This is a genomic window from Ruegeria sp. AF3, assembly GCF_056536285.1.
Map to the genome: position 1 here is coordinate 83,089 of NZ_JBQFJM010000004.1, position 21,196 is coordinate 104,284.

The 21,196-nt window shown below is 57.2% G+C and carries 19 protein-coding genes and 2 pseudogenes; 9 read left to right on the top strand and 12 right to left on the bottom strand.

Annotated features, from left to right (window positions below; translation table 11 throughout):
* Positions 1 to 7: 7 nt before the first annotated feature.
* From ACR3FC_RS21355 to ACR3FC_RS21365, 3 genes are all read right to left on the bottom strand, one after another.
* On the bottom strand, positions 8 to 1,990 hold the full coding sequence (locus ACR3FC_RS21355) for an ABC transporter permease (RefSeq protein WP_480478514.1): 1,983 nt from the start codon (positions 1,988 to 1,990) through the stop codon (positions 8 to 10).
* The gene (locus ACR3FC_RS21360; RefSeq protein ID WP_480478516.1) at positions 1,990 to 3,018 is read right to left on the bottom strand and encodes a quaternary amine ABC transporter ATP-binding protein; all 1,029 of its coding nucleotides are present in this window, start codon (positions 3,016 to 3,018) and stop codon (positions 1,990 to 1,992) included. The genes ACR3FC_RS21355 and ACR3FC_RS21360 overlap by 1 nt, the downstream gene beginning before the upstream one ends.
* Positions 3,019 to 3,100: 82 nt before the next feature.
* Positions 3,101 to 4,051, bottom strand: a complete 951-nt coding sequence (locus ACR3FC_RS21365; protein ID WP_480478518.1) for an ABC transporter substrate-binding protein — start codon at positions 4,049 to 4,051, stop codon at positions 3,101 to 3,103.
* 238 nt (positions 4,052 to 4,289) lie between these two features.
* Here ACR3FC_RS21365 and ACR3FC_RS21370 point away from each other — a divergent pair, with 238 nt between their 5' ends.
* From ACR3FC_RS21370 to folD, 4 genes and pseudogenes are all read left to right on the top strand, one after another.
* On the top strand, positions 4,290 to 5,225 hold the full coding sequence (locus ACR3FC_RS21370; protein ID WP_480478520.1) for a LysR substrate-binding domain-containing protein: 936 nt from the start codon (positions 4,290 to 4,292) through the stop codon (positions 5,223 to 5,225).
* Between the two features lie 185 nt (positions 5,226 to 5,410).
* Positions 5,411 to 7,087: a formate--tetrahydrofolate ligase gene (locus ACR3FC_RS21375; RefSeq protein WP_480478522.1), complete on the top strand. Its 1,677-nt coding sequence runs from the start codon at positions 5,411 to 5,413 to the stop codon at positions 7,085 to 7,087.
* A 55-nt stretch (positions 7,088 to 7,142) separates the two neighbouring features.
* Positions 7,143 to 7,448, top strand: a complete 306-nt coding sequence (locus ACR3FC_RS21380) for a chorismate mutase (RefSeq protein ID WP_480473724.1) — start codon at positions 7,143 to 7,145, stop codon at positions 7,446 to 7,448.
* Between the two features lie 51 nt (positions 7,449 to 7,499).
* Positions 7,500 to 8,389: pseudogene (folD, locus tag ACR3FC_RS21385) on the top strand (bifunctional methylenetetrahydrofolate dehydrogenase/methenyltetrahydrofolate cyclohydrolase FolD).
* Positions 8,390 to 8,416: 27 nt separating this feature from the next.
* Here folD and ACR3FC_RS21390 read toward each other — a convergent pair.
* Positions 8,417 to 9,262, bottom strand: coding sequence for an EamA family transporter (locus ACR3FC_RS21390; RefSeq protein ID WP_480478524.1), 846 nt, complete (start codon positions 9,260 to 9,262; stop codon positions 8,417 to 8,419).
* Between the two features lie 129 nt (positions 9,263 to 9,391).
* Between ACR3FC_RS21390 and ACR3FC_RS21395 the strand changes: the two genes are divergently transcribed.
* The gene (locus ACR3FC_RS21395) at positions 9,392 to 9,841 is read left to right on the top strand and encodes a group II truncated hemoglobin (RefSeq protein WP_480478526.1); all 450 of its coding nucleotides are present in this window, start codon (positions 9,392 to 9,394) and stop codon (positions 9,839 to 9,841) included.
* A 69-nt stretch (positions 9,842 to 9,910) separates the two neighbouring features.
* On the opposite strand, the gene glnT is transcribed toward ACR3FC_RS21395, so the two are convergent.
* The 6 genes from glnT to ACR3FC_RS21425 form a co-directional block, all read right to left on the bottom strand.
* Entirely contained in the window at positions 9,911 to 11,239 is a 1,329-nt protein-coding gene (glnT, locus tag ACR3FC_RS21400) for a type III glutamate--ammonia ligase (protein WP_480478528.1), read from the bottom strand.
* 81 nt (positions 11,240 to 11,320) lie between these two features.
* A complete protein-coding gene (locus ACR3FC_RS21405) occupies positions 11,321 to 12,649 on the bottom strand; it encodes an FMN-binding glutamate synthase family protein (protein WP_480478657.1) in 1,329 nt (442 codons plus the stop codon).
* A gap of 20 nt (positions 12,650 to 12,669) precedes the next feature.
* A complete protein-coding gene (locus tag ACR3FC_RS21410) occupies positions 12,670 to 13,353 on the bottom strand; it encodes a protein GlxC (protein ID WP_480478530.1) in 684 nt (227 codons plus the stop codon).
* Position 13,354: 1 nt separating this feature from the next.
* Entirely contained in the window at positions 13,355 to 14,284 is a 930-nt protein-coding gene (locus tag ACR3FC_RS21415) for a class II glutamine amidotransferase (RefSeq protein ID WP_480478532.1), read from the bottom strand.
* Positions 14,285 to 14,431: 147 nt separating this feature from the next.
* Positions 14,432 to 14,647 (bottom strand): hypothetical protein, encoded by a 216-nt coding sequence (locus tag ACR3FC_RS21420; protein WP_480478534.1) that lies wholly within the window; start codon positions 14,645 to 14,647, stop codon positions 14,432 to 14,434.
* An 11-nt stretch (positions 14,648 to 14,658) separates the two neighbouring features.
* Complete coding sequence (locus tag ACR3FC_RS21425; protein WP_480478536.1) at positions 14,659 to 16,032, bottom strand: ammonium transporter; 1,374 nt, start codon at positions 16,030 to 16,032, stop codon at positions 14,659 to 14,661.
* Between the two features lie 340 nt (positions 16,033 to 16,372).
* Here ACR3FC_RS21425 and ACR3FC_RS21430 point away from each other — a divergent pair, with 340 nt between their 5' ends.
* The 4 genes from ACR3FC_RS21430 to ACR3FC_RS21445 are packed head-to-tail and all read left to right on the top strand — an operon-like array spanning position 16,373 to position 20,210.
* On the top strand, positions 16,373 to 17,518 hold the full coding sequence (locus ACR3FC_RS21430) for an aminomethyl transferase family protein (RefSeq protein WP_480478538.1): 1,146 nt from the start codon (positions 16,373 to 16,375) through the stop codon (positions 17,516 to 17,518).
* A 55-nt stretch (positions 17,519 to 17,573) separates the two neighbouring features.
* Positions 17,574 to 18,170 (top strand): dimethylamine monooxygenase subunit DmmA family protein, encoded by a 597-nt coding sequence (locus tag ACR3FC_RS21435; RefSeq protein WP_480478540.1) that lies wholly within the window; start codon positions 17,574 to 17,576, stop codon positions 18,168 to 18,170.
* Positions 18,167 to 19,129, top strand: a complete 963-nt coding sequence (locus ACR3FC_RS21440) for a PDR/VanB family oxidoreductase (RefSeq protein ID WP_480478542.1) — start codon at positions 18,167 to 18,169, stop codon at positions 19,127 to 19,129. The genes ACR3FC_RS21435 and ACR3FC_RS21440 overlap by 4 nt, the downstream gene beginning before the upstream one ends.
* A 13-nt stretch (positions 19,130 to 19,142) precedes the next feature.
* Entirely contained in the window at positions 19,143 to 20,210 is a 1,068-nt protein-coding gene (locus tag ACR3FC_RS21445; RefSeq protein ID WP_480478544.1) for a heme-dependent oxidative N-demethylase family protein, read from the top strand.
* A gap of 75 nt (positions 20,211 to 20,285) precedes the next feature.
* On the opposite strand, the gene ACR3FC_RS21450 is transcribed toward ACR3FC_RS21445, so the two are convergent.
* On the bottom strand, positions 20,286 to 20,996 hold the full coding sequence (locus tag ACR3FC_RS21450; RefSeq protein ID WP_480478442.1) for an IS6 family transposase: 711 nt from the start codon (positions 20,994 to 20,996) through the stop codon (positions 20,286 to 20,288).
* A gap of 48 nt (positions 20,997 to 21,044) precedes the next feature.
* A pseudogene (locus ACR3FC_RS21455) lies at positions 21,045 to 21,185 on the bottom strand (helix-turn-helix domain-containing protein); the annotation flags it as partial.
* Positions 21,186 to 21,196: the final 11 nt, after the last annotated feature.

Genomic DNA, 21,196 nt, shown 5'->3' on the forward strand with positions numbered 1-21,196 from the left:
ACTCCGGTTAATCCAGCCCCAAAGCGCGCTTGCGCTTTTCGGCCCAGCTGCTGATTGCCAAATCAAAGGTCAACGCCATCAGAGACACGTTCAGACCCAGTACAAAATTCTTACCCAATTCGGTGCCTGCCAGTGTTCGCTGCAACTCCTGCCCCAGATCCTGCGTGCCGATGAACGCGGCGATAATGACCATGAAGAACGCGAACATGATGGCCTGATTGAACCCGACGGCCATTGTCGGCAGCGCCAGCGGGAACTGTACTGACATCAGTTTTTGTCGGCGCGTCGAACCAGACATGTCTGCGGCTTCGGTCATTTCCGGCGGCACGCTTCCCAGACCGATGATGGTATAGCGGATCAGCGGCACGGCGGCGAAGATCAGGATGGAAAACACGACCGCCACGTCATTGACGCCGAACAGCATGATCGCGGGGATCAGATAGATGAAGCTAGGGAAGGTTTGCGCAGTGTCGCAGGCCAGCAGGATACTCTTGGACCAGCGGTTGGACCGAGCTGCAACAACACCCAAGGGGATACCGATCAGAGTTGCCAGCACAACCGCTGAAATCACAGTATAAAGCGTGATGACCGAGCGATCCCACCAGCCGGAAAACGCGACGATTGTAAAAAACACCGCAGCATAGATACCGGGTTTGCGGCCTCCGACCCAATAGGCAAAGGAAACAACCAGCAGGATGAACGCAGGTGTCGGAATGGCAAGCAGAGTATCACGAAACGGGATCAGCACTTTGACGTTCAGGAACCAGCGCAGCCATTCGGTTGTCCCTTTGATCACATCGAAGGCCAGAACCGACTTGATCACATCGTCGATTTCCTTGCCCTGGCTCAGATGCTGCTTGCGACCAACTTCAGCCAGGATCGGAAACACTTGCGACAACAGGGTGAACCCGATGAACAGACCTACTGCGATTAGGGGAATCCGATGCCGTTTCCACCATGGCGTTCCGCGTTCGAAATGAATGGGCTGTTTGACGACCCAGGCCTTCGACATCCGGTCAAGCATGACCGCAAGAAGAACGATGGTCACGCCGATTTCAAACGAACGGCCAAGTTTGAAGCTGCCCATCATTGCAAGCAACTTGGCACCAAGGCCTGGCATACCGATAAAGGCGGTGAGAACCACCATTGCCAGACACAGCATGATCACCTGATTGACACCTACCAGCACTTCGGTGCGGGCGGCTGGGACATATACATGCCGCAGCATTTGCCAGCGTGTACATCCGGACATTTGGCCGGCTTCGATCACTTCGGGGCTGACTTTCTTCAGACCCAGTGTGGTCATCAGGATCATCGGCGGGATGGCAAAGGTGATTGTAGCCACGGCCCCCGCAGTTGGTCCGACTTTGAAAAAGATCACCGCTGGCAAGAGATAAGTAAAGAAAGGCAGGGTTTGCAGAACGGACAGGATAGGTTTCAGCACCCGCTCGAACCGACCATATTTCCAGGCGGCGATGCCCAGCACCAGGCCCAGCACAAACGCCAGCGGCGCCGCCACTACAATGACCGACATGGTCTGCATGGCGATGTTCCACTGGCCGATTGCAGCGGTCCAGATAAACGTACCCGCACCCAGAGCCGCCAGCCGCCACCCCCCCACGGCATAGCCCACAACAGCAGCAACAGCAGCGATTGCTGACCACGGGATTGGGCCCAGATAAGGCCAGCGGCGCTTGCCTTCGAGCAGGTTGGCCGACATATCCAACAGGATTTCCAACGGGCCTTCGGCGATAAAGCGGGTCACATAGATCAGACCAAGGTCATTTTGGATGAAGTCGAAGACTGCATCCAGAACCTGCGCCGTTGGCGGGATTGCCGCCTCGGGAATGCGGTTCAACCATTCAGGGAGAATTCCGATCGCCTTGGCAAGGATCAGCGCAAAGGCTGTGATCAGAAGTGCGGTAAGGACTCTGGTGCGCCCCCACACACTGTCTGCCGTGTCCGGTAACTCGGTGGACAGCGTCGCCATCATTCGGCTCCGAGCAGAACATTCAACGCGGCATCGCGATCCAGAACGCCGGTGACAACGCCTGTTTCATCCGCAACCGGCAGCAGGATACGTTTATCGTTGACCAGAACCCGGGCCAGTTCATGAATGGTTGATCCGCCATTGATCGGCGCGCCTTCAAGGGTATGGCCGTTCACTGGTTTTGCCAGCCCTTTCGCATGCACCACGCGGGCCTTGTCGATATCCTCGGTGAATTTCGCCACATATTCGGTCGCCGGGTTCATCACGATCTGATCCGGAGTATCGCATTGTTCGACCGCACCGTTGCGCATGATAGCAATCCGGTCAGCCAGACGCAGCGCCTCGTCGAAATCATGGGTGATGAAGACGATGGTTTTGCCCAGCATCTCTTGCAGGCGCAGGAATTCATCCTGCATTTCACGGCGGATCAGCGGATCAAGCGCCGAGAAGGGTTCATCCAGAAACCAGATATCCGGTTCGATGGCCAGCGACCGGGCGATACCGACCCGTTGTTGCTGGCCACCGCTCAATTCCCGTGGGAAGTATTCTTCCCGGCCTTCAAGGCCCACCAGCTTGATGACCTCCAAAGCGCGTTCGCGCCGGTCGTGGCGATCCTGCCCACGCATTTCCAGCGGGAAGGCGACATTGTCCAGAACCGTGCGGTGCGGCAGCAACCCGAAAGACTGAAACACCATCCCCATCTTGTTGCGGCGCAATTCGATCAGGTCGCGCTCGCTGAGTTTCATGATGTCCTGACCGTCTACTTCGATCGTGCCTCCGGTGATGTTGTGCAGACGCGAAAAGCACCGCACCAGCGTGGATTTGCCCGATCCTGACAACCCCATGATGACAAGCATCTCGCCACGGCCAACCTCGATCGAGACATCCTTGACCCCGGCGATATACCCATCCTCACGGATCTCGTCGAAACTGCGGCCTGCCGGCATGGACTTCAGATAGCTCTCGGGCGAGGGTCCAAACAGTTTCCAGACATTCTTGGCTGATATGACAGGCGCGATGGCGGGCATGGCTGCTTTTCTTTCTTGTTGAGCGCGGCCCTGGATCACAAAACGATCAAGGCCGCGCCAGATTCACTATTCCTAGCCGTTATCAACTGCAGGCATTGATCCACGGGTCAACAACGGCACGGTTGGCGTCCAGCCACTCTTCCGCCGCTTCTTCCGGCTCAAGCTCATCAGTGTCGACCAGCTTTGCCATTTCCGCGATCTGAGGGTTGGTGAAAGAAATCTGGGTCAGGGCGCAATACGCGGCTGGCCACTTGTCTTTCATGCCATCCCAAGCCGCCTTTTTCAGATAGCCACTTGCCGGGTTGCCACAATCATAAAGCGCATCCGGGTTCGGACCCTTGGCGGGATCCTTGTCGCAGCCGTCTTCCCAAGCAGGGAACTCCACAAACTCACCGGGCCAGACGGCTTCGGCAAAGTTTGGCGTCCAGTTGAACACAAGAACTGGCGTCTTGTCAGCCTCGGCGGCACCAATCTCGGCCCACAGCGCCGCGGCGGAACCCGCATTGATCACGGTGAAATTCAGATCAAGCGCTTCGGCGCGTTCCTTACCATGCTTCAACCAGTCTACCGGACCATCAAGATACCGGCCCTTATCCCCGGTCTCGGCCGTGGCAAACAGGTGCGCGCAGTCGTTCAGTGCATTCCAATCAGGCAGACCCGGGCAAGAGTCTTTGGTCCACATCGGGTACCACCAATCTTCGCGCGTAACGGCATCATGATCGCCCGCGTCATGCAAACCACCCTTTTCCAGCGCAGCCCGGTAGGATGCGCCAAACGCGCCTTCCCAGACTTCCATCTCAAGCGCGACGTCGCCTAGACGGACCGATTCATAAACCGCCTGGCTGTCGGTGGTGACATATTCGACGTTGTTGCCCATCTCCTCGAAGATCAGGCCGACGACGTTGGACATCACGATCTGGCTGGACCAGTTGTGAATTGGAATGACGATCGGGTCGCTGCTGTCTTCGGCAATCGCCCCGGTTCCCGCTACTGCTGCCAAGGTTGCTGCAGAAAGGAAGTTTGTAAGTTTCATGTTCGCTCCCTGAGTGAGGTTCATTTTTGTCAAAGGGGCTCTTCCGGCCCGCGAATTCGTGCATTTTGCCTAGAATCGCTCATAATGCAGAAAAGAAATTTGAGGGGCGTTGACCATAAAATCTTGAGGCAAACTCAACTTTTTACTATGATAACAGTCGGTTGCTCGTTCAGACGGCAACTGGTGCCCATGAATGTTTTTGCGTGTGGCCGCGTCCAGATCGGGAAAAGTCCTGTAAATGCCAAAGAAAACATCAGTCCTAGGGAAAGTCCTTCCTCCGCTCGATTATTTGTTGGCATTTGAAGCCGCGGCAAAAGCGCAAAGCTTTGCGCAGGCCAGTAAGGTGCTGAACATCTCGGAAACTGCGATCAGCCGCAAAGTGCGCCTGCTGGAGCAGCATTATGACGTGCCATTGTTTGTGCGGGGTCACCGTTCGGTGTCACTGACGCAACAAGGTGCCATTCTGTTGGCCACTGTCGAGAAGTCACTGGATCAGATGCGGGACGTCAGCCGTGAAATGCTGGCCAAGCATCAGGCTAACAAGGTGTCGATTTCCGCGACGAATTCTGTTGCGTCTTTGTGGTTGATGCCACAGCTGCACAAGTTCAACAAATCCAATGGCCGTATCCGTATTTCGCTGGTGTCTTCGGACAGTGACGCAGAGTGTCTTTCGGATTCGATGGACCTGACGATCCTGCGTGGGGATGGCGATTGGCCGGGATACGAGGCAAAGCTTCTGTTCGGAGAAACAGTGTTCCCGGTTTGCAGCCCCGAGTACCTCAGAAGCAACCCCAATGCGGCGGATCTTTCCGCGCTGCCGGAACTGGACCTTATTGAAGTCACCAGCAGCCATGCGGAGTGGATGACGTGGCGTACATGGTTCAGCGGTAACGGTGTTTCCACCTCATCGATGGAACAGGCCGTGGCTTTCAACACCTATCCACTGTCGGTTCAGGCTGCCGTCGATGGATTGGGAATCGCATTGGGTTGGGCCCATCTTGTTGACCCCTTGCTTGAGAGCGGCGCGTTGGTCAGGCCGATCCAGAACGCGTCGGTGCGAACACAATCCGGATACTACTTGCTGAAAAGGTCGCTTCAAAAAGCCTTCCCGGAACAGCGCATCGTCGAGGATTGGTTGCTGGGTCTAAGCGCAGGTCGAAAAAGATACGCCTAATCCTGGTTGCAATTCCCCGATTCTTGACTTGATGTTTGGAAATGTCCCCTGGGTGCCTTAAACTCACGTATTGACCCTTGGGAATATTTATTTACCTTAAAGAAAATTTCGACCGAATCTGGCCCTGCGTTTTGTCGCTTTGGCCGGACCAATCCAGACTATCTCACGCAGGGAGACCAAACCCAATGAGCTATAAATCCGACATCGAAATTGCGCGTGAAGCGAATAAGAAGCCGATCCAGGAGATCGGCGCGAAGCTTGGAATATCCAGTGATGATCTGTTGCCGTATGGGCATGACAAGGCGAAGGTGAGCCAGGAGTTCATCAACTCGGTGCAGGGTCGTGAAGACGGCAAGCTGGTGCTGGTGACGGCGATCAACCCGACGCCTGCGGGTGAGGGCAAGACGACCACGACGGTTGGTCTGGGTGACGGTCTGAACCGGATCGGCAAGAATGCGATGATCTGTATCCGCGAGGCCTCGCTGGGTCCGAACTTTGGGATGAAGGGCGGCGCTGCAGGGGGCGGCTATGCGCAGGTTGTTCCGATGGAAGAGATGAACCTGCACTTCACCGGCGATTTCCACGCGATCACCTCGGCCCATTCGCTGCTGTCGGCGATGATCGACAACCACATCTACTGGGGCAATGAATGCGAGATCGACACCCGCCGGGTCGCATGGCGTCGTGTGGTCGACATGAACGACCGCGCCCTGCGCCAGATCACTGCCAGCCTGGGCGGCGTGTCGAACGGGTTCCCGCGCGAAACAGGTTTTGACATCACAGTGGCGTCCGAGGTCATGGCGATCCTGTGCCTGTCAAACGACCTGAAGGACCTGGAAAAGCGTCTGGGTGATATCATCGTGGCTTATCGCCGCGACAAGACGCCGGTCTATTGCCGCGACATCAAGGCCGAAGGGGCGATGACCGTTCTGCTGAAAGACGCAATGCAGCCGAACCTGGTGCAGACGCTGGAAAACAACCCGGCCTTTGTCCACGGTGGCCCGTTTGCCAACATCGCGCATGGCTGCAACTCGGTCATTGCCACCAAGACCGCGCTGAAAGTGGCTGACTATGTGGTGACAGAGGCGGGCTTTGGCGCCGATCTGGGTGCCGAGAAGTTCATGAACATCAAGTGCCGCAAGGCGGGCATTGCGCCCTCTGCCGTGGTTCTGGTTGCCACCGTGCGGGCGATGAAGATGAATGGCGGTGTCGCCAAGGCCGATCTGGGCGCGGAAAACGTCGCCGCGGTCAAGGCGGGCTGCGCCAACCTGGGCCGTCACATCGAGAACGTGAAGTCGTTCGGTGTGCCGGTTGTTGTCGCCATCAACCACTTTGTCACCGACACCGATGCCGAGGTTCAGGCGGTGAAGGATTATTGCGCCTCTCACGGGGTCGAGGCGATTCTGTCGCGCCACTGGGAACTGGGCTCGGAAGGGTCTGCTGATCTGGCCCGCAAAGTTGTGGAAATCGTCGAAGGGGGCTCTGCGAACTTCGCGCCGATCTACCCCGACGAGATGCCGCTGTTTGAGAAGATCGAAACCATCGCCAAGCGCATCTACCGCGCCGACGAGGTTCTGGCCGACAACAAGATCCGCACGCAGCTGAAAGAATGGGAAGCAGCGGGGTATGGCAACCTGCCGGTCTGCATGGCGAAAACCCAGTACAGCTTCTCGACCGACCCGAGCCTGCGGGGCGCGCCCACCGGCCATTCGGTCCCGGTGCGTGAGGTCCGCCTGAGCGCGGGTGCGGGCTTTATCGTGGTTGTCTGCGGTGAGATCATGACCATGCCGGGCCTGCCCCGCAAACCGGCCGCGGAAACCATCTGCCTCAATGACGCAGGTGAGATCGAGGGCTTGTTCTAAGCCGCTGAATAAGACATCTCGTGGTCCGGGACCCCCGGGCCATGAGGAGACGATGATGCCCACTCTGACACCGCCGCAGGACTGCCATTCGATGCGGGATCTGCGGGTTCAGATCGACAGGCTGGACCGCCAGCTGATCGGGATGCTGGTGAGGCGCGCAAGCTATATCGACCGCGCGTCTGAGCTGAAGCCGGGCGAGGGCCTGCCCGCCCGCATCCCGGACCGGGTCGAGGATGTGGTGCAAAAGGTGCGCGCCAGTTCGCAGGCCGCGGGGATGGACCCCGATTTGTCCGAAACGCTCTGGCGCATTCTGATTGACTGGTCGATTGCACGTGAGGAACGCGTGCTCGGCCCCGAGTAAAGACCGGGCGCGTTTTGCGCCCGTTTGGGTTTTGAAAGAAGGGACCAAAGGATGGTAGCGCAGGTTATCGACGGGAAGGCCTTTGCCGCCAAAGTGCGCGCGCAGGTGGCCGATCAGGTTGCAAAGCTGAAGAGGAAAACGGCATCACCCCCGGCCTGGCCGTGGTTCTGGTGGGAGAGGATCCGGCCAGCCAGGTCTACGTCCGCTCGAAAGGCAAGATGACCGTCGAGGTTGGCATGAACTCGTATGAGCACAAGCTCGATGTGGATACCTCCGAGGCGGACCTTCTGGCGCTGATCGACAAACTGAACACTGAACCAGCGGTGCATGGCATTCTGGTACAGCTGCCGCTGCCAAAACACCTGAACGAGGATCTGGTGATCAACTCGATCGATCCGGCCAAGGATGTGGACGGCTTCCACATTTCGAATGTGGGCCTGCTGGGCACCGGTCAAAAATCGATGGTGCCCTGCACCCCGCTGGGTTGCCTAATGATGCTGCGCGATCACCACGGGTCGCTGTCGGGCATGGATGCAGTTGTCATCGGTCGCTCGAACATCGTGGGCAAGCCGATGGCGCAGCTGCTGCTGGGGGACAGCTGCACCGTGACCATCGCGCATTCGCGCACCAGGGACCTGCCGGATGTGGTGCGCCGCGCCGATATCGTCGTGGCCGCTGTCGGCCGCCCCGAGATGGTGCCCGGCGACTGGATCAAGGAAGGCGCCACCGTGATCGACGTGGGCATCAACCGCATCGAGCGGGATGGCAAGACCAAGCTGGTCGGCGACGTCGACTATGCCAGCGCTGCCGAACGCGCCGGCGCCATCACCCCGGTCCCCGGCGGCGTCGGCCCCATGACCATCGCCTGCCTGCTGGCCAACACCCTCACCGCCTGCTGCCGCGCAAACAAACTCCCAGAACCAGAAGGCCTGACCGCCTGATAAACACGGGGGCCGGAGGGGGGCGTTTCAGAGTGCAAGGTACCCTATACCTGCAAATGCAACACAACACCCAAGCCACTGCTGAAGAGCCATTTTTTCCTTCAATATGGCCCAGGCCAGAACTACGGTTAACAACCCAAAAACGGATGCCGAGACCGAGGCAAATTGTGCATTGGGCAAACCACCCGCTGAGACCACGCAAAGGATGGCAACTGCATCCAGAACGCCCATCACACATAACAGGGGCATCACTTGGGGTCCGGGCCAGATTGCTTTTCCAGATGCCACAGCAACCATCCCCAGAGTCAGGATTGCCGCCAATCGGCTGACCAGCGAGACCGAGTACTCGTTGCTAAGCTCGGTTGCATATTGTCCAAGGGCAAAGGCCGCCGCGAAGCCGACGGCCGCAACCAGCGACAGCAGTATTGTTGGGCCTGTTGCCGGATACACCACCGCATCCCGTTCGGACTTGGCTGCGACCACGGAAACCCCGATGCCAATCGCAATGACGGCAAGCCAATGCAGCGGGCTGATAGTTGCACCACGCCATATGGCCAGCAACACGGACAAGACCGGGTAACTCGCGACAAGTGGCGCAACCAACCGAACCGGGCCACGCTGAAAAGCGGCATACATGCTGATACCCGCCAACAGATAAAACCCGCCCGCGGCGACAGCGGTGAACACTGCGGCACCAGAAATCGAGTCAAATGTACCCAGCGTCACCGTCAGACCAAACTGAAGCACCGCGCCAGATATCAGCACGACCATCAGCGATGCGATCACGCTGACAGACTGGCTGACATAACGTACTGCCAGATCGTGTATACCCCAGCAAAGTGCTGCGACCAGGCCAAGCGCCAGAGCAGTCATTTTGTCATCACCATCATCGGCTTAGTTTCAATCCGCTTGAGACCATGCATACGTCAAACTGTCACTGGTGTTAAACTTATTTTCCTGATATGCAATAATATTGAAGCCAAAGGCAGTAAGAGGCAGCACATGACGTCTGCATTAGAGCAACTTGGCGGTGAGAGCCGGCTGCGCAGTCTGGTTGAGCGTTTCTATGATCGGATGGAAACGGATCCGGCAGTTTATTCCTTGCACAGGCTACACTTTCGCGGCCATGGGCTGAACCATACCAGACAGGCCCAGTTCGAATTTCTCAGCGGTTTTCTGGGAGGGCGGGCCTATTACCGCGAACGATTTGGTCACATGGACCTGCGTGAAATTCATGCGCATGTCCCTATCCGCGAAGCTGATGCCGAGCTTTGGCTGGAGACGTTTGACGCCGCGCTGGCGGATTGCGGCATGTCCGGTCCGGTTGTCGACAGGATGCGCGTGACGTTGCGCAGGGCGGCGCTCATGCTGGTCAATGACGTACCTGACTGGCGGCTGGAGGCGGATGCGGGCGCAGATGCCCGTGACACACAGCGTGAAAAGAGCGACTAACTTCGCGTGGCCATCGCAGAAACAGGGCCGCCTATGGCGCGGCCCCGATATGCAATCCTGCAATCCGACTTAGATATCGAGCGTGTTGTCTTTTTCCCAGCGCGAGAAATGGGAAACAAAAGAGTTCCATTCCTGATGCTTCATTTTCAGGAAGGCTGACGAGAATTCGGCACCCATCATCGCCTTCAGTTCTTTGTCCTTGTCGTATTCGCGCAGCGCATCAAGCATGTTCAGGGGCAGTTTCGGTGCACCGCGTACCTTATGGCCTTCGGCATACATATCGATGTCCCAGCGCTTGCCGGGATCGGCTTTGGACCGGATACCTGACAGCCCGGCCGCGATGATGACGGCCTGTAGCAGGTAGGGGTTGGTTGCGCCATCGGGCAAGCGCAATTCGAAACGTCCGGGGCCGGGAACGCGCACCATGTGCGTGCGGTTGTTGCCGGTCCAAGTCACCGTGTTAGGCGCCCAGGTAGCACCGGACATCGTCCGCGGCGCGTTGATGCGTTTGTAGCTGTTCACAGTGGGGTTGGTAATCGCCGCCAGTGCCGAGGCGTGTTTCATGATCCCGCCGAGGAAGTGCTTGCCGCGTTCTCCCAGACCAACCTCGCCGGTGGGGCCGTCACCCTCTCCTGCGAATACATTGGTTTTAGCGGCATCACCCGGCGCATCCCAGACCGAGATATGGGCATGGCAGCCATTTCCGGTCAGCCCTTCGACCGGTTTCGGCATGAATGTCGCCCGTAGCCCGTGTTTTTCCGCGATCGATTTTGCCATGAACTTGAAGAAGGAATGCTTGTCTGCTGTGCGCAGGACATCATCGAATTCCCAGTTCATCTCGAACTGGCCGTTGGCATCCTCGTGGTCGTTCTGGTACGGACCCCAGCCCAGGTCCAGCATGTAGTCACAAATTTCGCGCACCACATCATAACGGCGCATCACGGCCTGTTGGTCATAACAGGGCTTTTCGGCTGTATCAAACGGATCACTGATCTGTTCGCCATCCGGGGTCATCAAAAAGAACTCGGCCTCGATCCCGGTTTTGACATGCATGCCCTCGCTTGCCGCTTCGTCGATCAGGCGGCGCAGAACATTGCGCGGAGCTTGCGCGACGTCCTTGCCTTCCATCACACAGTTGCCCGCAACCCATGCCACCTCTGGCTTCCAGGGCAGTTGGATAACGGAAGACGGGTCCGGAACCGCCAGCATGTCGGGATGCGCCGGTGTCATGTCGAGCCAGGTAGCGAAACCGGCAAAACCAGCGCCATCTTCCTGCATCTCGGCAATGGCCTGCGCTGGCACCAGTTTGGCCCGCTGTCCACCAAACAGATCGGTGAACGAGATCATGAAGTATTTAACGCCTTTTTCTTTTGCGAAAGCTGCGAGATCTGTCGTCACGATTGCTTTCCTTTCCCTGTTGAATTTTTGATTTTCAAAGCAAGAACGCGGCCCCCATTCAGGAGGCCGCGTCGCATATGTTCAGAACCCTTCCTTGCCCGGGTACCAACTGGTTCCCGCTAAGGGCACCCGCGCCATCGCGGCGGCCTCCATGGTCAGGGCACACAGGTCCTCCGGCTCGAGGTTGTGCAGGTGGTTGTGACCGCAGGCACGCGCAATGGTCTGCGCCTCTAACGTCATGACCTTCAGGTAGTTGCGCAGCCTGCGACCCGCTTCGACGGGGTTCAAGCGCGCGGCAAGCTCTGGGTCCTGCGTTGTGATGCCAGCGGGGTCGCGCCCTTCGTGCCAGTCATCATAGGCCCCTGTGGTCGTGCCCAGTTTCTGATACTCGGATTCCCATTTGGGATCGTTGTCGCCAAGGGCCACCAGAGCGGCGGTGCCAATGGCGACCGCATCGGCCCCAAGCGCCAATGCTTTGGCCACATCGGCACCTGTTCTTATGCCACCCGAAATGACCAACTGAACTTCACGGTGTACACCCAGATCCTGCAACGCCTGCACGGCGGGGCGGATACAGGCCAGTGTGGGCAAGCCAACATGTTCGATGAACACATCCTGCGTGGCGGCTGTGCCACCCTGCATCCCGTCCATGACCACGACATCAGCCCCGGCCTTTACCGCCAGTGCAGTATCATAATAGGGGCGCGTCGCGCCGACCTTGACATAGATCGGCACCTGCCAACCGGTGATTTCGCGCAGCTCAAGGATCTTGATCTCCAGATCGTCCGGCCCCGTCCAGTCCGGATGGCGACAGGCCGAACGCTGGTCGATGCCTTTGGGCAGGGTCCGCATTTCGGCCACACGGTCGCTGATCTTCTGACCCAGAAGCATCCCGCCACCGCCGGGTTTGGCGCCTTGCCCGACCACGACTTCAATCGCATCCGCCTTGCGCAAATCATTCGGGTTCATGCCGTAGCGCGAGGGCAGATACTGGTAGACCAGTTTGGTCGAGTGGCCCCGTTCTTCCGGGGTCATGCCGCCATCGCCGGTTGTGGTCGACGTGCCCGCAGCAGATGCGCCACGGCCCAAAGCCTCTTTGGCGGGACCAGACAACGCGCCGAAACTCATACCCGCGATGGTGATCGGAATGTCCAACTTGATCGGATTTTTCGCAAAACGTGTGCCTAGCGTTACCGAGGTATCGCAGCGTTCGCGATATCCTTCCAGCGGATAGCGCGAGATAGATGCGCCCAAAAATAGCAGATCGTCGAAATGAGGGACCCTGCGCTTGGCACCACCTCCGCGAATATCATAGATGCCTGTCGCGGCTGCGCGTCGGATCTCGGCATTGATGGGGTTGGAGAACGTCGCCGACTGGATCGGCAGGGTGCGGGGGATCTGATCGTCCATATCTTTCATACCCTTCTTCCTCAGTATGCGGCGGCGTTGTCGATGTCGAAATTGTACAGCTGCCGTGCCGAGCCGTAGCGTTTGAACTCTTCCGGTTTGGCATCACAGCCCGCACGGTCCAGCAGGTCTTTCAGTATCTCCAGATGCTCGGGGCGCATTTCCTTCTCGATACAATCGGCGCCAAGACTTTTGACCGAGCCACGCACGAACAGCCGCGCCTCGTAGAGTGAATCCCCCAGCGCATCGCCTGCGTTTCCGCAGACCACCAGATTTCCGGCTTGCGCCATGAAGGCGGACATGTGGCCGATATTGCCGTGCACGACGATGTCGATGCCTTTCATCGAAATGCCGCAGCGCGAGCTTGCATTGCCCTTGATCACCAGCAACCCGCCATGGCCGGTCGCGCCGGCATATTGGCTGGCGTCACCATCGACGATGACCTGACCGGACATCATGTTTTCTGCAACACCCGGCCCGACGGATCCTTCTACCTTGATGGTTGCCTGCTGGTTCATCCCCGCGCAGTAATACCCGGTCGATCCCTTGACCGTCACCTCGACCGGCGCATCCAGCCCAACGGCTATCGCGTGGCTGCCCTTGGGATTTACAATTTCCCAGCGGGTCTGGTTGGTCTCAGAATTTTGTGCCTGCAAGCAAGAGTTCAATCCGCGCAGCCCGTCTGCCTCTAGATCATAGGTCTGCATATCAGGCGGCCTTTTCGTGGGTTGTAGGGCTGTCGTTGTGCGACCAGAAATAAACGGTGGACGGTTCAGGTTCCCAAACTCGGGCATCTTCGATGCCTGGCAGGTTCACCAGGGCGCGATACTCGCTGCCAAAAGCCACATACTGGTCGGTTTCGGCCATCACGGCTGGTTTGCACGCGATCGGATCACGCACGACGCCAAAGCCGTCCTTGGTTCCCACGACAAAAGTGAAGAAACCGTCCAGATCATCAATGCTGGATTCCAGAGCCTCGCCCAAGGTGGCACCATTCATCATCTTCCAGGTCAGGTAGGCTGCGCCAACTTCGGTGTCATTCTCTGTTTGGATCGTTACACCCGCGCGGCGCAGTTTGCGACGCAACGAGTTGTGGTTGGACAGCGACCCGTTATGGACCAGACATTGGTCGGACCCTGTATTGAACGGGTGGGCACCCATTGTGGTCACCGCAGATTCCGTCGCCATGCGGGTGTGTCCGATGCCATGCGTGCCGCTCATTCCGCTGAGGTTAAAACGCTCGGCAACATCCTTCGGCAGGCCGACTTCCTTGTAGATTTCAAGGCTGTCGCCACGGCTCATCACCCGGACCGATGGGCGGATCTCAGCCAGCGCGGCGCGTGCAGCTTCGAACTGACCGGCGGGAACTTCCAAAACGGCATGTGAGTCGTTGTTTCTTTGACCAACAGATGTGCCCAGGCTTTTGCCCAACTCGTCCGCAAGGTCGACAAAATCGGTGTCGGGGTTGGGGGACTGAACCGTAATCTTGGTTTTACCCTCCGATTCTGCGCCATAAATCGCAATACCGGCACTGTCGGGGCCACGATCTGTCATCGTGATCAGCATGTCTGTCAGCATATTGCCCAGATGAGGAGCAAGGGACTGATCTTTGAGGAATAATCCAACAATTCCGCACATGGCTGGCAGATCTCCTTGTGTGTTTCGTTATGATTCGACGGTACCAATTATTCTGCGGGATATCAATAACAGCAGGAAAGTTTTTTTCCTGTCAGGCAATGGGCGCATCCATTGACCTTGCGCCCATTGCCGGTTCTCAGAACCGGATCAATAGCGTTCCAGCTGTGCTCTTACTCTGTCTTCGTCTCCTGCGTGACGGGCTTTTTCAAGGTGTTCGCCCTCGCGGACAAATTGGATACGGTGCCAGCCGACCCAGAAGACAACGCCGATGATGACCATCAGAATTTCGTACCCCTGGAAAGGATAGACCGGTCCGACTTCGGCAAGATCAACGGCCCAACTTGTATATCCGATTGTAGACATAACGTTCTCCTCTATTTCGCGGCTGCGCCGCGGGCGGCCAGCTCTTCTTTGTCAGCCGCGATGATCGCTGCTTTGGCATCTTCGTAGGCATGGTGTTCGGCGTAATCGAGGCCTTGAAGCTCAACCTCTTCCGGTATGCGAAGAACACCGGCAGCTGCCTGCAACTTGGCTACGATCCAACCGGGCATGAAACCCAGCACAAAGAACATTATGACTGCACCGGTGACCTGTCCGACCGGATTGATCGTCGCATATCCTTCGTAAGGCGACGACGGGACACCCCACAGGACAAACCCAGCAATGATGAGGCCAATGACACCTGAGTACCCGTGCACTGCAACGGCACCAACAGCATCGTCAAGTTTGAACCGGCGTTCGACCCAGTAGTGCAGCTTGTAAACAATCACGACCCCGATCGCGCCGATGATCATCGCCTGGATCGGGTGGTACAAATCATTGCCCGCGGACGCAGTGATAATACCGGCCAGCCCGCCCGAGAATGTCCAGAAGGCATCACCTTTTGAAACCACGTACGCGGCCATCAAGCCACCCGACAGAGACATCAGGAAATTAAAGGTGATCGCTGAGAGCGTCGTCGGAGCCAGATAGATGTTTGTTGCGGTCCAGGTCACACCAGTGATCTGCCCGTCAATCGCCTCGGGAGAGATCACCGGAACGTTGCAGGCTGCGTAGAAACCCCAGAAGCCGGTGTAGATCAGGAAAATCCCGATCGTCAGCATCCAAGGATTGTGAGGTGGAATATCCCGAGGAGTTCCGTCCTTAGCAAACTTGCCAAGGCGCGGACCCAGAACCATGATCACACCAAGCGCATACCCCCCCGCGATCGCGTGAATAACGCCGGATGCATAGGCATCATGATACCCCAGAACACGCACCATCCAGCCGGCATAGTGCCAACCCCATGCGGCATCGATGATCCAGAAGACCGACCCGATCAGCACCGCATGTACCCAAAGGGCCGAAGATCTGATCCGCTCGATCACCGAGCCGGAAACGATCGAGGCCGCGGTCCACGAAAACAGCAAGAATGCGGCCCAGAAGACCCCTGTGATTCTGTCGCCAAGGTTGGTGGCCATTGTGTCGGCCCAAGGCAGATTCGCGGCACCCGCTTCTGCATCCAGACCGCCCCAGAACGGAAAGTTCGGAAAGGCCCAATAGATCCACCATCCGAAGAAGAAGAACGTGACCGTCACCAGCGGGATGATCATGATGTTTTTCATCAATGTGTGCATGTGGTTACGCGCTCGGCTGGCGCCGACCTCGTACATGCAAAAGCCCACATGGATGAGGAACATGAAGACGACCGTTACCCAGTAATAAAACTCGGTAAAGACCGTCGTGAGTGCGTTTAGATTACCATCCACTTCGTAGTCTCCCTGTTGTTGCAGCAGGAGGTCCGCCCGCGCAGAATTTCCTGCTGGGAATATTTATCTACTCAGAGGACATTTTCATTTGCGACCTGTCAATAGATATGTGGGGCAAACACCTTTTAGGCCTGTCCGTAACCTACGCTTTGGCACACCAAAAACGGACCTAAACATTTGACAAACAACTAACAAATTCCTTTCTCAGGAATGTTTTCAGGGTGCAAAAATTGCAGGCAAATATTCCCAGCAGGAAAATTTTCTGCACTCAGGTGTTGATTTTCAATCCAACATCGGCCTCAATGTGGCCAACAAAAACGATCAACGGGAGACCTGAACCATGGCCATTCTTTGGAGGACGTCGGCCCTTGCGCAGCGCCATGCCGAGATCGGCGGCGAGCTTGAGGACTGGAACGGAATGGGGACCGCTTGGTTCTATGACCACAGCCCTGAACGTGCCAAAGCGGACTACGAAGCCATCCGCACTAAAGCTGGTCTTATGGATGTGTCCGGTCTGAAAAAGGTTCATGTGGTTGGCGAGGATGCCGCCTATGTTATTGATCGCGTCACCACGCGGAATGTGGAAAAAATCATGCCGGGCCGATCGACCTATGCCTCGATCCTGAATGCTGAAGGCAAGTTTGTTGATGACTGCATCATCTATCGTCTGTCGGTGAACACGTGGTTGGTGGTGCATGGCACCGGAACAGGCATGGAGCAGCTGACATCCGTGGCGGCAGGCAAGAACTGCTCGGTCATTTTTGACGACGACATGCATGATATGTCGCTGCAAGGGCCAGTCGCCGTTGATTTCCTGGCCAAGCATATCCCCGGCATTCGTGACCTGGCTTATTTCGGCATTATGCAGACCAAGCTTTATGGGTGCCCGGTGATGGTTTCGCGGACCGGGTATACCGGTGAGCGTGGGTACGAGATTTTCTGTCAGGCCAAACATGCTGTGCATCTGTGGGACAGCATTCTGGCTGACGGCAAGGACATGGGCATCGTACCGGTCCAGTTCTCGACACTCGATCTGCTGCGCACCGAAAGTTACCTGCTGTTCTATCCGGGCGATAATTCGGAAACCTATCCGTTCGATGGTGAGACGTGTGGTGATACGCTGTGGGAACTGGGTCTGGATTTCACTGTCTCACCCGGCAAGACCGGCTTTATCGGCGCCGAGAACCATTATGCCTCGAAGGGCAAGGAACGGTTCAAGATCTATGGCGTCAAGTTGGAAGGCACGACACCAGCGAATGAGGGCGCGGACCTGCTGCAGAACGGCGAAAAGGTCGGTGTTGTCACCTTTGGCATGTATTCCGAAATCAACGGGCATAACGTGGGTATCGCGCGGATGCCGGTTGCCTGCGCATCGCCCGGAACCAAGCTGACGGTGCGCAACGGAGATGGAACGGAAATAGCGGCGACTGCGGAAGAGATGCCGTTCTACGATCAGGATAAATCGATCAGAACCGCAAAGGGCTGAGTTTCAGGGGGCGCAACGGGCATACCGTGGCGCCCTTTTCCTATTTGAGGGTACAATGTCAAAGTTCGAATTTCCCAAGTCAATCACAAGCCGACCGATCTGGGGCACGCTGGAGGCTCGGCAGGGCGACCATCATCTCATGATCGCCGAAGCCGAAGGCGCCGAAGCCGTTCTCGACATCGCGACGCCTGATCTGATGGCCAAAACGCACCTGATCTATATCCCCAAAGGGACGGACTACTCGGAAAGGTTGCAGGCGCTGAACCCCGCGCAGTTCTACGAAGGACCTTCCTATGCGGCCGCGCTGCAACGCATCCGCCGCGTACTGGAGGACGCGCATATGGGACTGCAGGTCTATCTGAGCGGTACTGAGGGCATGATGGGACAGGCCATGAATGAGGTGACAGCAGTCGGCCTGCCACACACGGCAATACAGACCGAGCATCGCGGTTCGGTTGCACGCCGGATGCAATGTGTGCACTGCAAAGGCATCACCGAAAATGTCGAGGTTGATCCATTTGTCTGCTCGCATTGCGGGCTGAATCTGTTCGTGCGCGATCACTACTCCCGCCGGCTTGCCGCCTATCAGGGTGTCCGCGTCGACGCCGAAGATCATGGCAACGTGCCCGAGCCGAAAGGGATTTACGAATGAGCGGTGCCGAGAAAATTCAGGTCAAAGTGACCGAAATCACCCCGCTGAATGAACTGGTGACGCGGTTCCGGTTCGAACGCATCGACGGCGGTCAGTTGCCAACTTTTTCCGGCGGAGCGCATACCGTTGTCGAAATGAAGGATGGCGGTATCACACGGCTTAATCCTTATTCCCTGATGTCCGACCCGTTTGATCAGTCATCCTATACGATCTCGGTCCGGCGTGATGACGAAGGCAGGGGCGGTTCGTTGTTCATGCACCGTCAGGTCAAGCTGGGTGATGAAATGACAATCAGCTACCCGGTTAACCTGTTCTCGCTTGACTTGCGCGCCCGCAAGCACCTGTTTCTGGCCGGTGGCATTGGCATCACGCCTTTTCTGGCGCAGATCAAGCAACTCGAACTGCTGCACGGGCACTGGGAACTGCATTACGCGTGCCGCAACACGGCATTGGCGTCTTATGCCGAGCAACTGACAGACAGGCATCCGAATGAAACCCATCTGTATTACGACGACCAAAACCAGCAGATTGATCTGAAAAACCTGCTGAGCGGGCAACCCTTGGGAACGCATGTTTATGTCTGCGGTCCCAAGGGCATGATTGAGTGGGTGCGCAACACCGCCGCTGCCGAAGGCTGGCCCGAGGATTGCGTCCATTACGAAGAGTTTCTGGCACCGCGACCCGGCAAACCGTTCGAAGTGCGGTTGGCCACATCGGACAAGGTTATTCATGTGGGCGAGAATGAAAGCCTGCTGGAGGCGATCGAACGTGAAGGGGTGGATGCTCCGTATCTGTGCCGCGGCGGGGCCTGTGGCCAATGCGAAACCGTTGTGCTGGATCATGATGGCAATTTCGTTCACCGCGACCACTGGCTGACCGATGAGGAAAAGGCAGCGGGCAAGAAAATCATGCCCTGTGTATCGCGTTTCGAGGGCAAGTCCCTCGTGCTGGACCGCTGAGAGGAGGCCCAACATGACCATTCAATTCAACGACGAGTCCTTCCGCGACGATTATACGTTTCATAACTCGGACTGGGCGATAAAACGCTTTCCGTTTCCGTTCCACGAAGACAGCTACATGTATTCGGTCAACATGGAACAGCATCGCGGCGGGCCCGAAGGGTCAGTCTATGAAAAGCGGTTCGATGTGGACGAACATTATGTTTCGGAAATGAAAGACCGCGCCATCGTTCTGGATCAGGACCCGCTGCGTTGCCAGTCTTTGCCACACATGACATTGGCGGGTTGGGACATTCTGGAACTGATTATGGTTTGCAAGTCCGAGGATTACCCGGACCTGTTTGAACTGCACCGCAACGGCAACCAGTGGCGCTGGGTCAACAAACCATTGGGGATTGATCACAGCTTTACCTTCATGGATGAAACCACCCTGCCCTGCGGGCCGATAGAATATATCACCCGTCAGGCCCAGGGTGACTATGCGGTGCTTGATCAACGTGACGACATGCTGTGGATGGATGCCGGAATGGTGACCACCCAGGCCGACTGGAGCCTGGATTTCGACATTGGCATGAACTTTTTCGAATGGCACGCCCCGGTGCCACTGGCCCACGAGATGGGTATCTTTCAGCGTGCGCTGAAATTCTTGCTGAGCATTCAGCAGGGTGCGCCCGCGCGCCGCCTGAACTGGACCATGACGGTCAACCCGCTTTTGGATACCAGCCCGGAGAACTACCATAAATGGGGTATTCAGAAAACCACGCTGACACCGGAGAATATTGGCCAAAAACAACATCTTCGGGTCGAGTTGCAGACATTCTTCCGACTGCCGCGTTCAAACGCGCTGTTATTCCCAATCCGCTGTTATCTGTGTAGTTTTCAGGATCTGATGACTGTACCGAAATGGGGTCGTCGCCTGCATCGTGTTGTTCGTGACCTGCCGGTGGAACTGGCAACCTACAAAGGGTTCATCGACAACCGGCCGCTGATGCTGGACTATCTCAGCCAGTTCGACGACGGGTTGCCCACCTCGCCCGGGGTCTGGCCGGATCTGGAAACGGAACCCCCCTTGTCAAAGTAAACCGGCAATGTCAGGTGTCTTGGCGGGATTGCCAACTTATTCTGCACTGATTGCAAAAGTCTGATGCGGGTACGATCACGCGGTCATGTCAAGTGCGTAGCTCCGCCACTGATCGAAGGCATCTGATCTGGCGTGGCGGTAAGAGATGGCGGTAAGACGGTAGCGGCGGGGACGGAAGATCGTGTTGATCTGGTCATAGGCGGAGAGGAAGCGCTGCGCCTGCCTGCCCGACTTGAACCGGCCCATAAGCTTCTCTCGCTTCCGGGTTGGTCGGTGCGAGCCCTCAATACGATTATTCAGGCCCTTGTGAGCCCGGTGATCTGCGTCAGGAGCCAGCTGACGGATCGGCTTGATGTAACTGCGTAATTTGTCTGTGACGATAACGCGGGGCTGGCCAAACCGGGCGGTCAACTGTTTCAGAAACCGCTTGGCCGCCTTGGCGTTTCGCCTTGGTTGGACCAGAATGTCGAGCACATCGCCGTTCCCGTCCACGGCCCGCCATAACCACATCTTGACGCCGTTGATCGGGACGACGACTTCATCGAGGTGCCATTTGTCTGCCGCTGCGGGCCGGTCACGCTTGATACAATGTGCGAAATGCCGACCAAACCGGTTGACCCATTTGCGTATGGTCTCACGGCTGACCATCACATTCCGCTCGGCGAGCAGATCTTCAACATCAGCGGCACTGAGTGCGAACCGATGGTATGCCCAAACGGCGTAGGCGACGACTTCACGGGGAAAACGGTAGCCCTTCAGGCGTGGCATCTCAGCTGGTATATTCATGGAGACCGGCTAAACAGCCTCAGGTACGACTGCAAGTTGGCAATCCCGTGCTGACCGCCGGTAGCCGGGCGGGACCGAAAACGCCAAAATCTTGCGAACGCTGTCACGAGATATCCCGAAATGCCGGGCCGCTTCTCGCTGGCTCATGCCCTCGGCACAGGCCAGACGAACTTTACGATACAAATCCACGGAAAAGACCC

Excerpts from the sequence above, each read along its gene's own strand:
- ACR3FC_RS21410 (WP_480478530.1), bottom strand. The coding sequence starts at position 13,353 with ATGCAGACCTATGATCTAGAGGCAGACGGGCTGCGCGGATTGAACTCT.
- ACR3FC_RS21355 (WP_480478514.1), bottom strand. The coding sequence starts at position 1,990 with ATGGCGACGCTGTCCACCGAGTTACCGGACACGGCAGACAGTGTGTGG.
- ACR3FC_RS21390 (WP_480478524.1), bottom strand. The coding sequence starts at position 9,262 with ATGACTGCTCTGGCGCTTGGCCTGGTCGCAGCACTTTGCTGGGGTATA.
- ACR3FC_RS21365 (WP_480478518.1), bottom strand. The coding sequence starts at position 4,051 with ATGAAACTTACAAACTTCCTTTCTGCAGCAACCTTGGCAGCAGTAGCG.
- ACR3FC_RS21440 (WP_480478542.1), top strand. The coding sequence starts at position 18,167 with ATGAGCGGTGCCGAGAAAATTCAGGTCAAAGTGACCGAAATCACCCCG.
- ACR3FC_RS21360 (WP_480478516.1), bottom strand. The coding sequence starts at position 3,018 with ATGCCCGCCATCGCGCCTGTCATATCAGCCAAGAATGTCTGGAAACTG.
- ACR3FC_RS21420 (WP_480478534.1), bottom strand. The coding sequence starts at position 14,647 with ATGTCTACAATCGGATATACAAGTTGGGCCGTTGATCTTGCCGAAGTC.
- ACR3FC_RS21450 (WP_480478442.1), bottom strand. The coding sequence starts at position 20,996 with ATGAATATACCAGCTGAGATGCCACGCCTGAAGGGCTACCGTTTTCCC.
- ACR3FC_RS21375 (WP_480478522.1), top strand. The coding sequence starts at position 5,411 with ATGAGCTATAAATCCGACATCGAAATTGCGCGTGAAGCGAATAAGAAG.
- ACR3FC_RS21380 (WP_480473724.1), top strand. The coding sequence starts at position 7,143 with ATGCCCACTCTGACACCGCCGCAGGACTGCCATTCGATGCGGGATCTG.
- ACR3FC_RS21445 (WP_480478544.1), top strand. The coding sequence starts at position 19,143 with ATGACCATTCAATTCAACGACGAGTCCTTCCGCGACGATTATACGTTT.
- ACR3FC_RS21370 (WP_480478520.1), top strand. The coding sequence starts at position 4,290 with ATGCCAAAGAAAACATCAGTCCTAGGGAAAGTCCTTCCTCCGCTCGAT.
- ACR3FC_RS21430 (WP_480478538.1), top strand. The coding sequence starts at position 16,373 with ATGGCCATTCTTTGGAGGACGTCGGCCCTTGCGCAGCGCCATGCCGAG.
- ACR3FC_RS21435 (WP_480478540.1), top strand. The coding sequence starts at position 17,574 with ATGTCAAAGTTCGAATTTCCCAAGTCAATCACAAGCCGACCGATCTGG.
- ACR3FC_RS21395 (WP_480478526.1), top strand. The coding sequence starts at position 9,392 with ATGACGTCTGCATTAGAGCAACTTGGCGGTGAGAGCCGGCTGCGCAGT.
- ACR3FC_RS21415 (WP_480478532.1), bottom strand. The coding sequence starts at position 14,284 with ATGTGCGGAATTGTTGGATTATTCCTCAAAGATCAGTCCCTTGCTCCT.
- ACR3FC_RS21405 (WP_480478657.1), bottom strand. The coding sequence starts at position 12,649 with ATGGACGATCAGATCCCCCGCACCCTGCCGATCCAGTCGGCGACGTTC.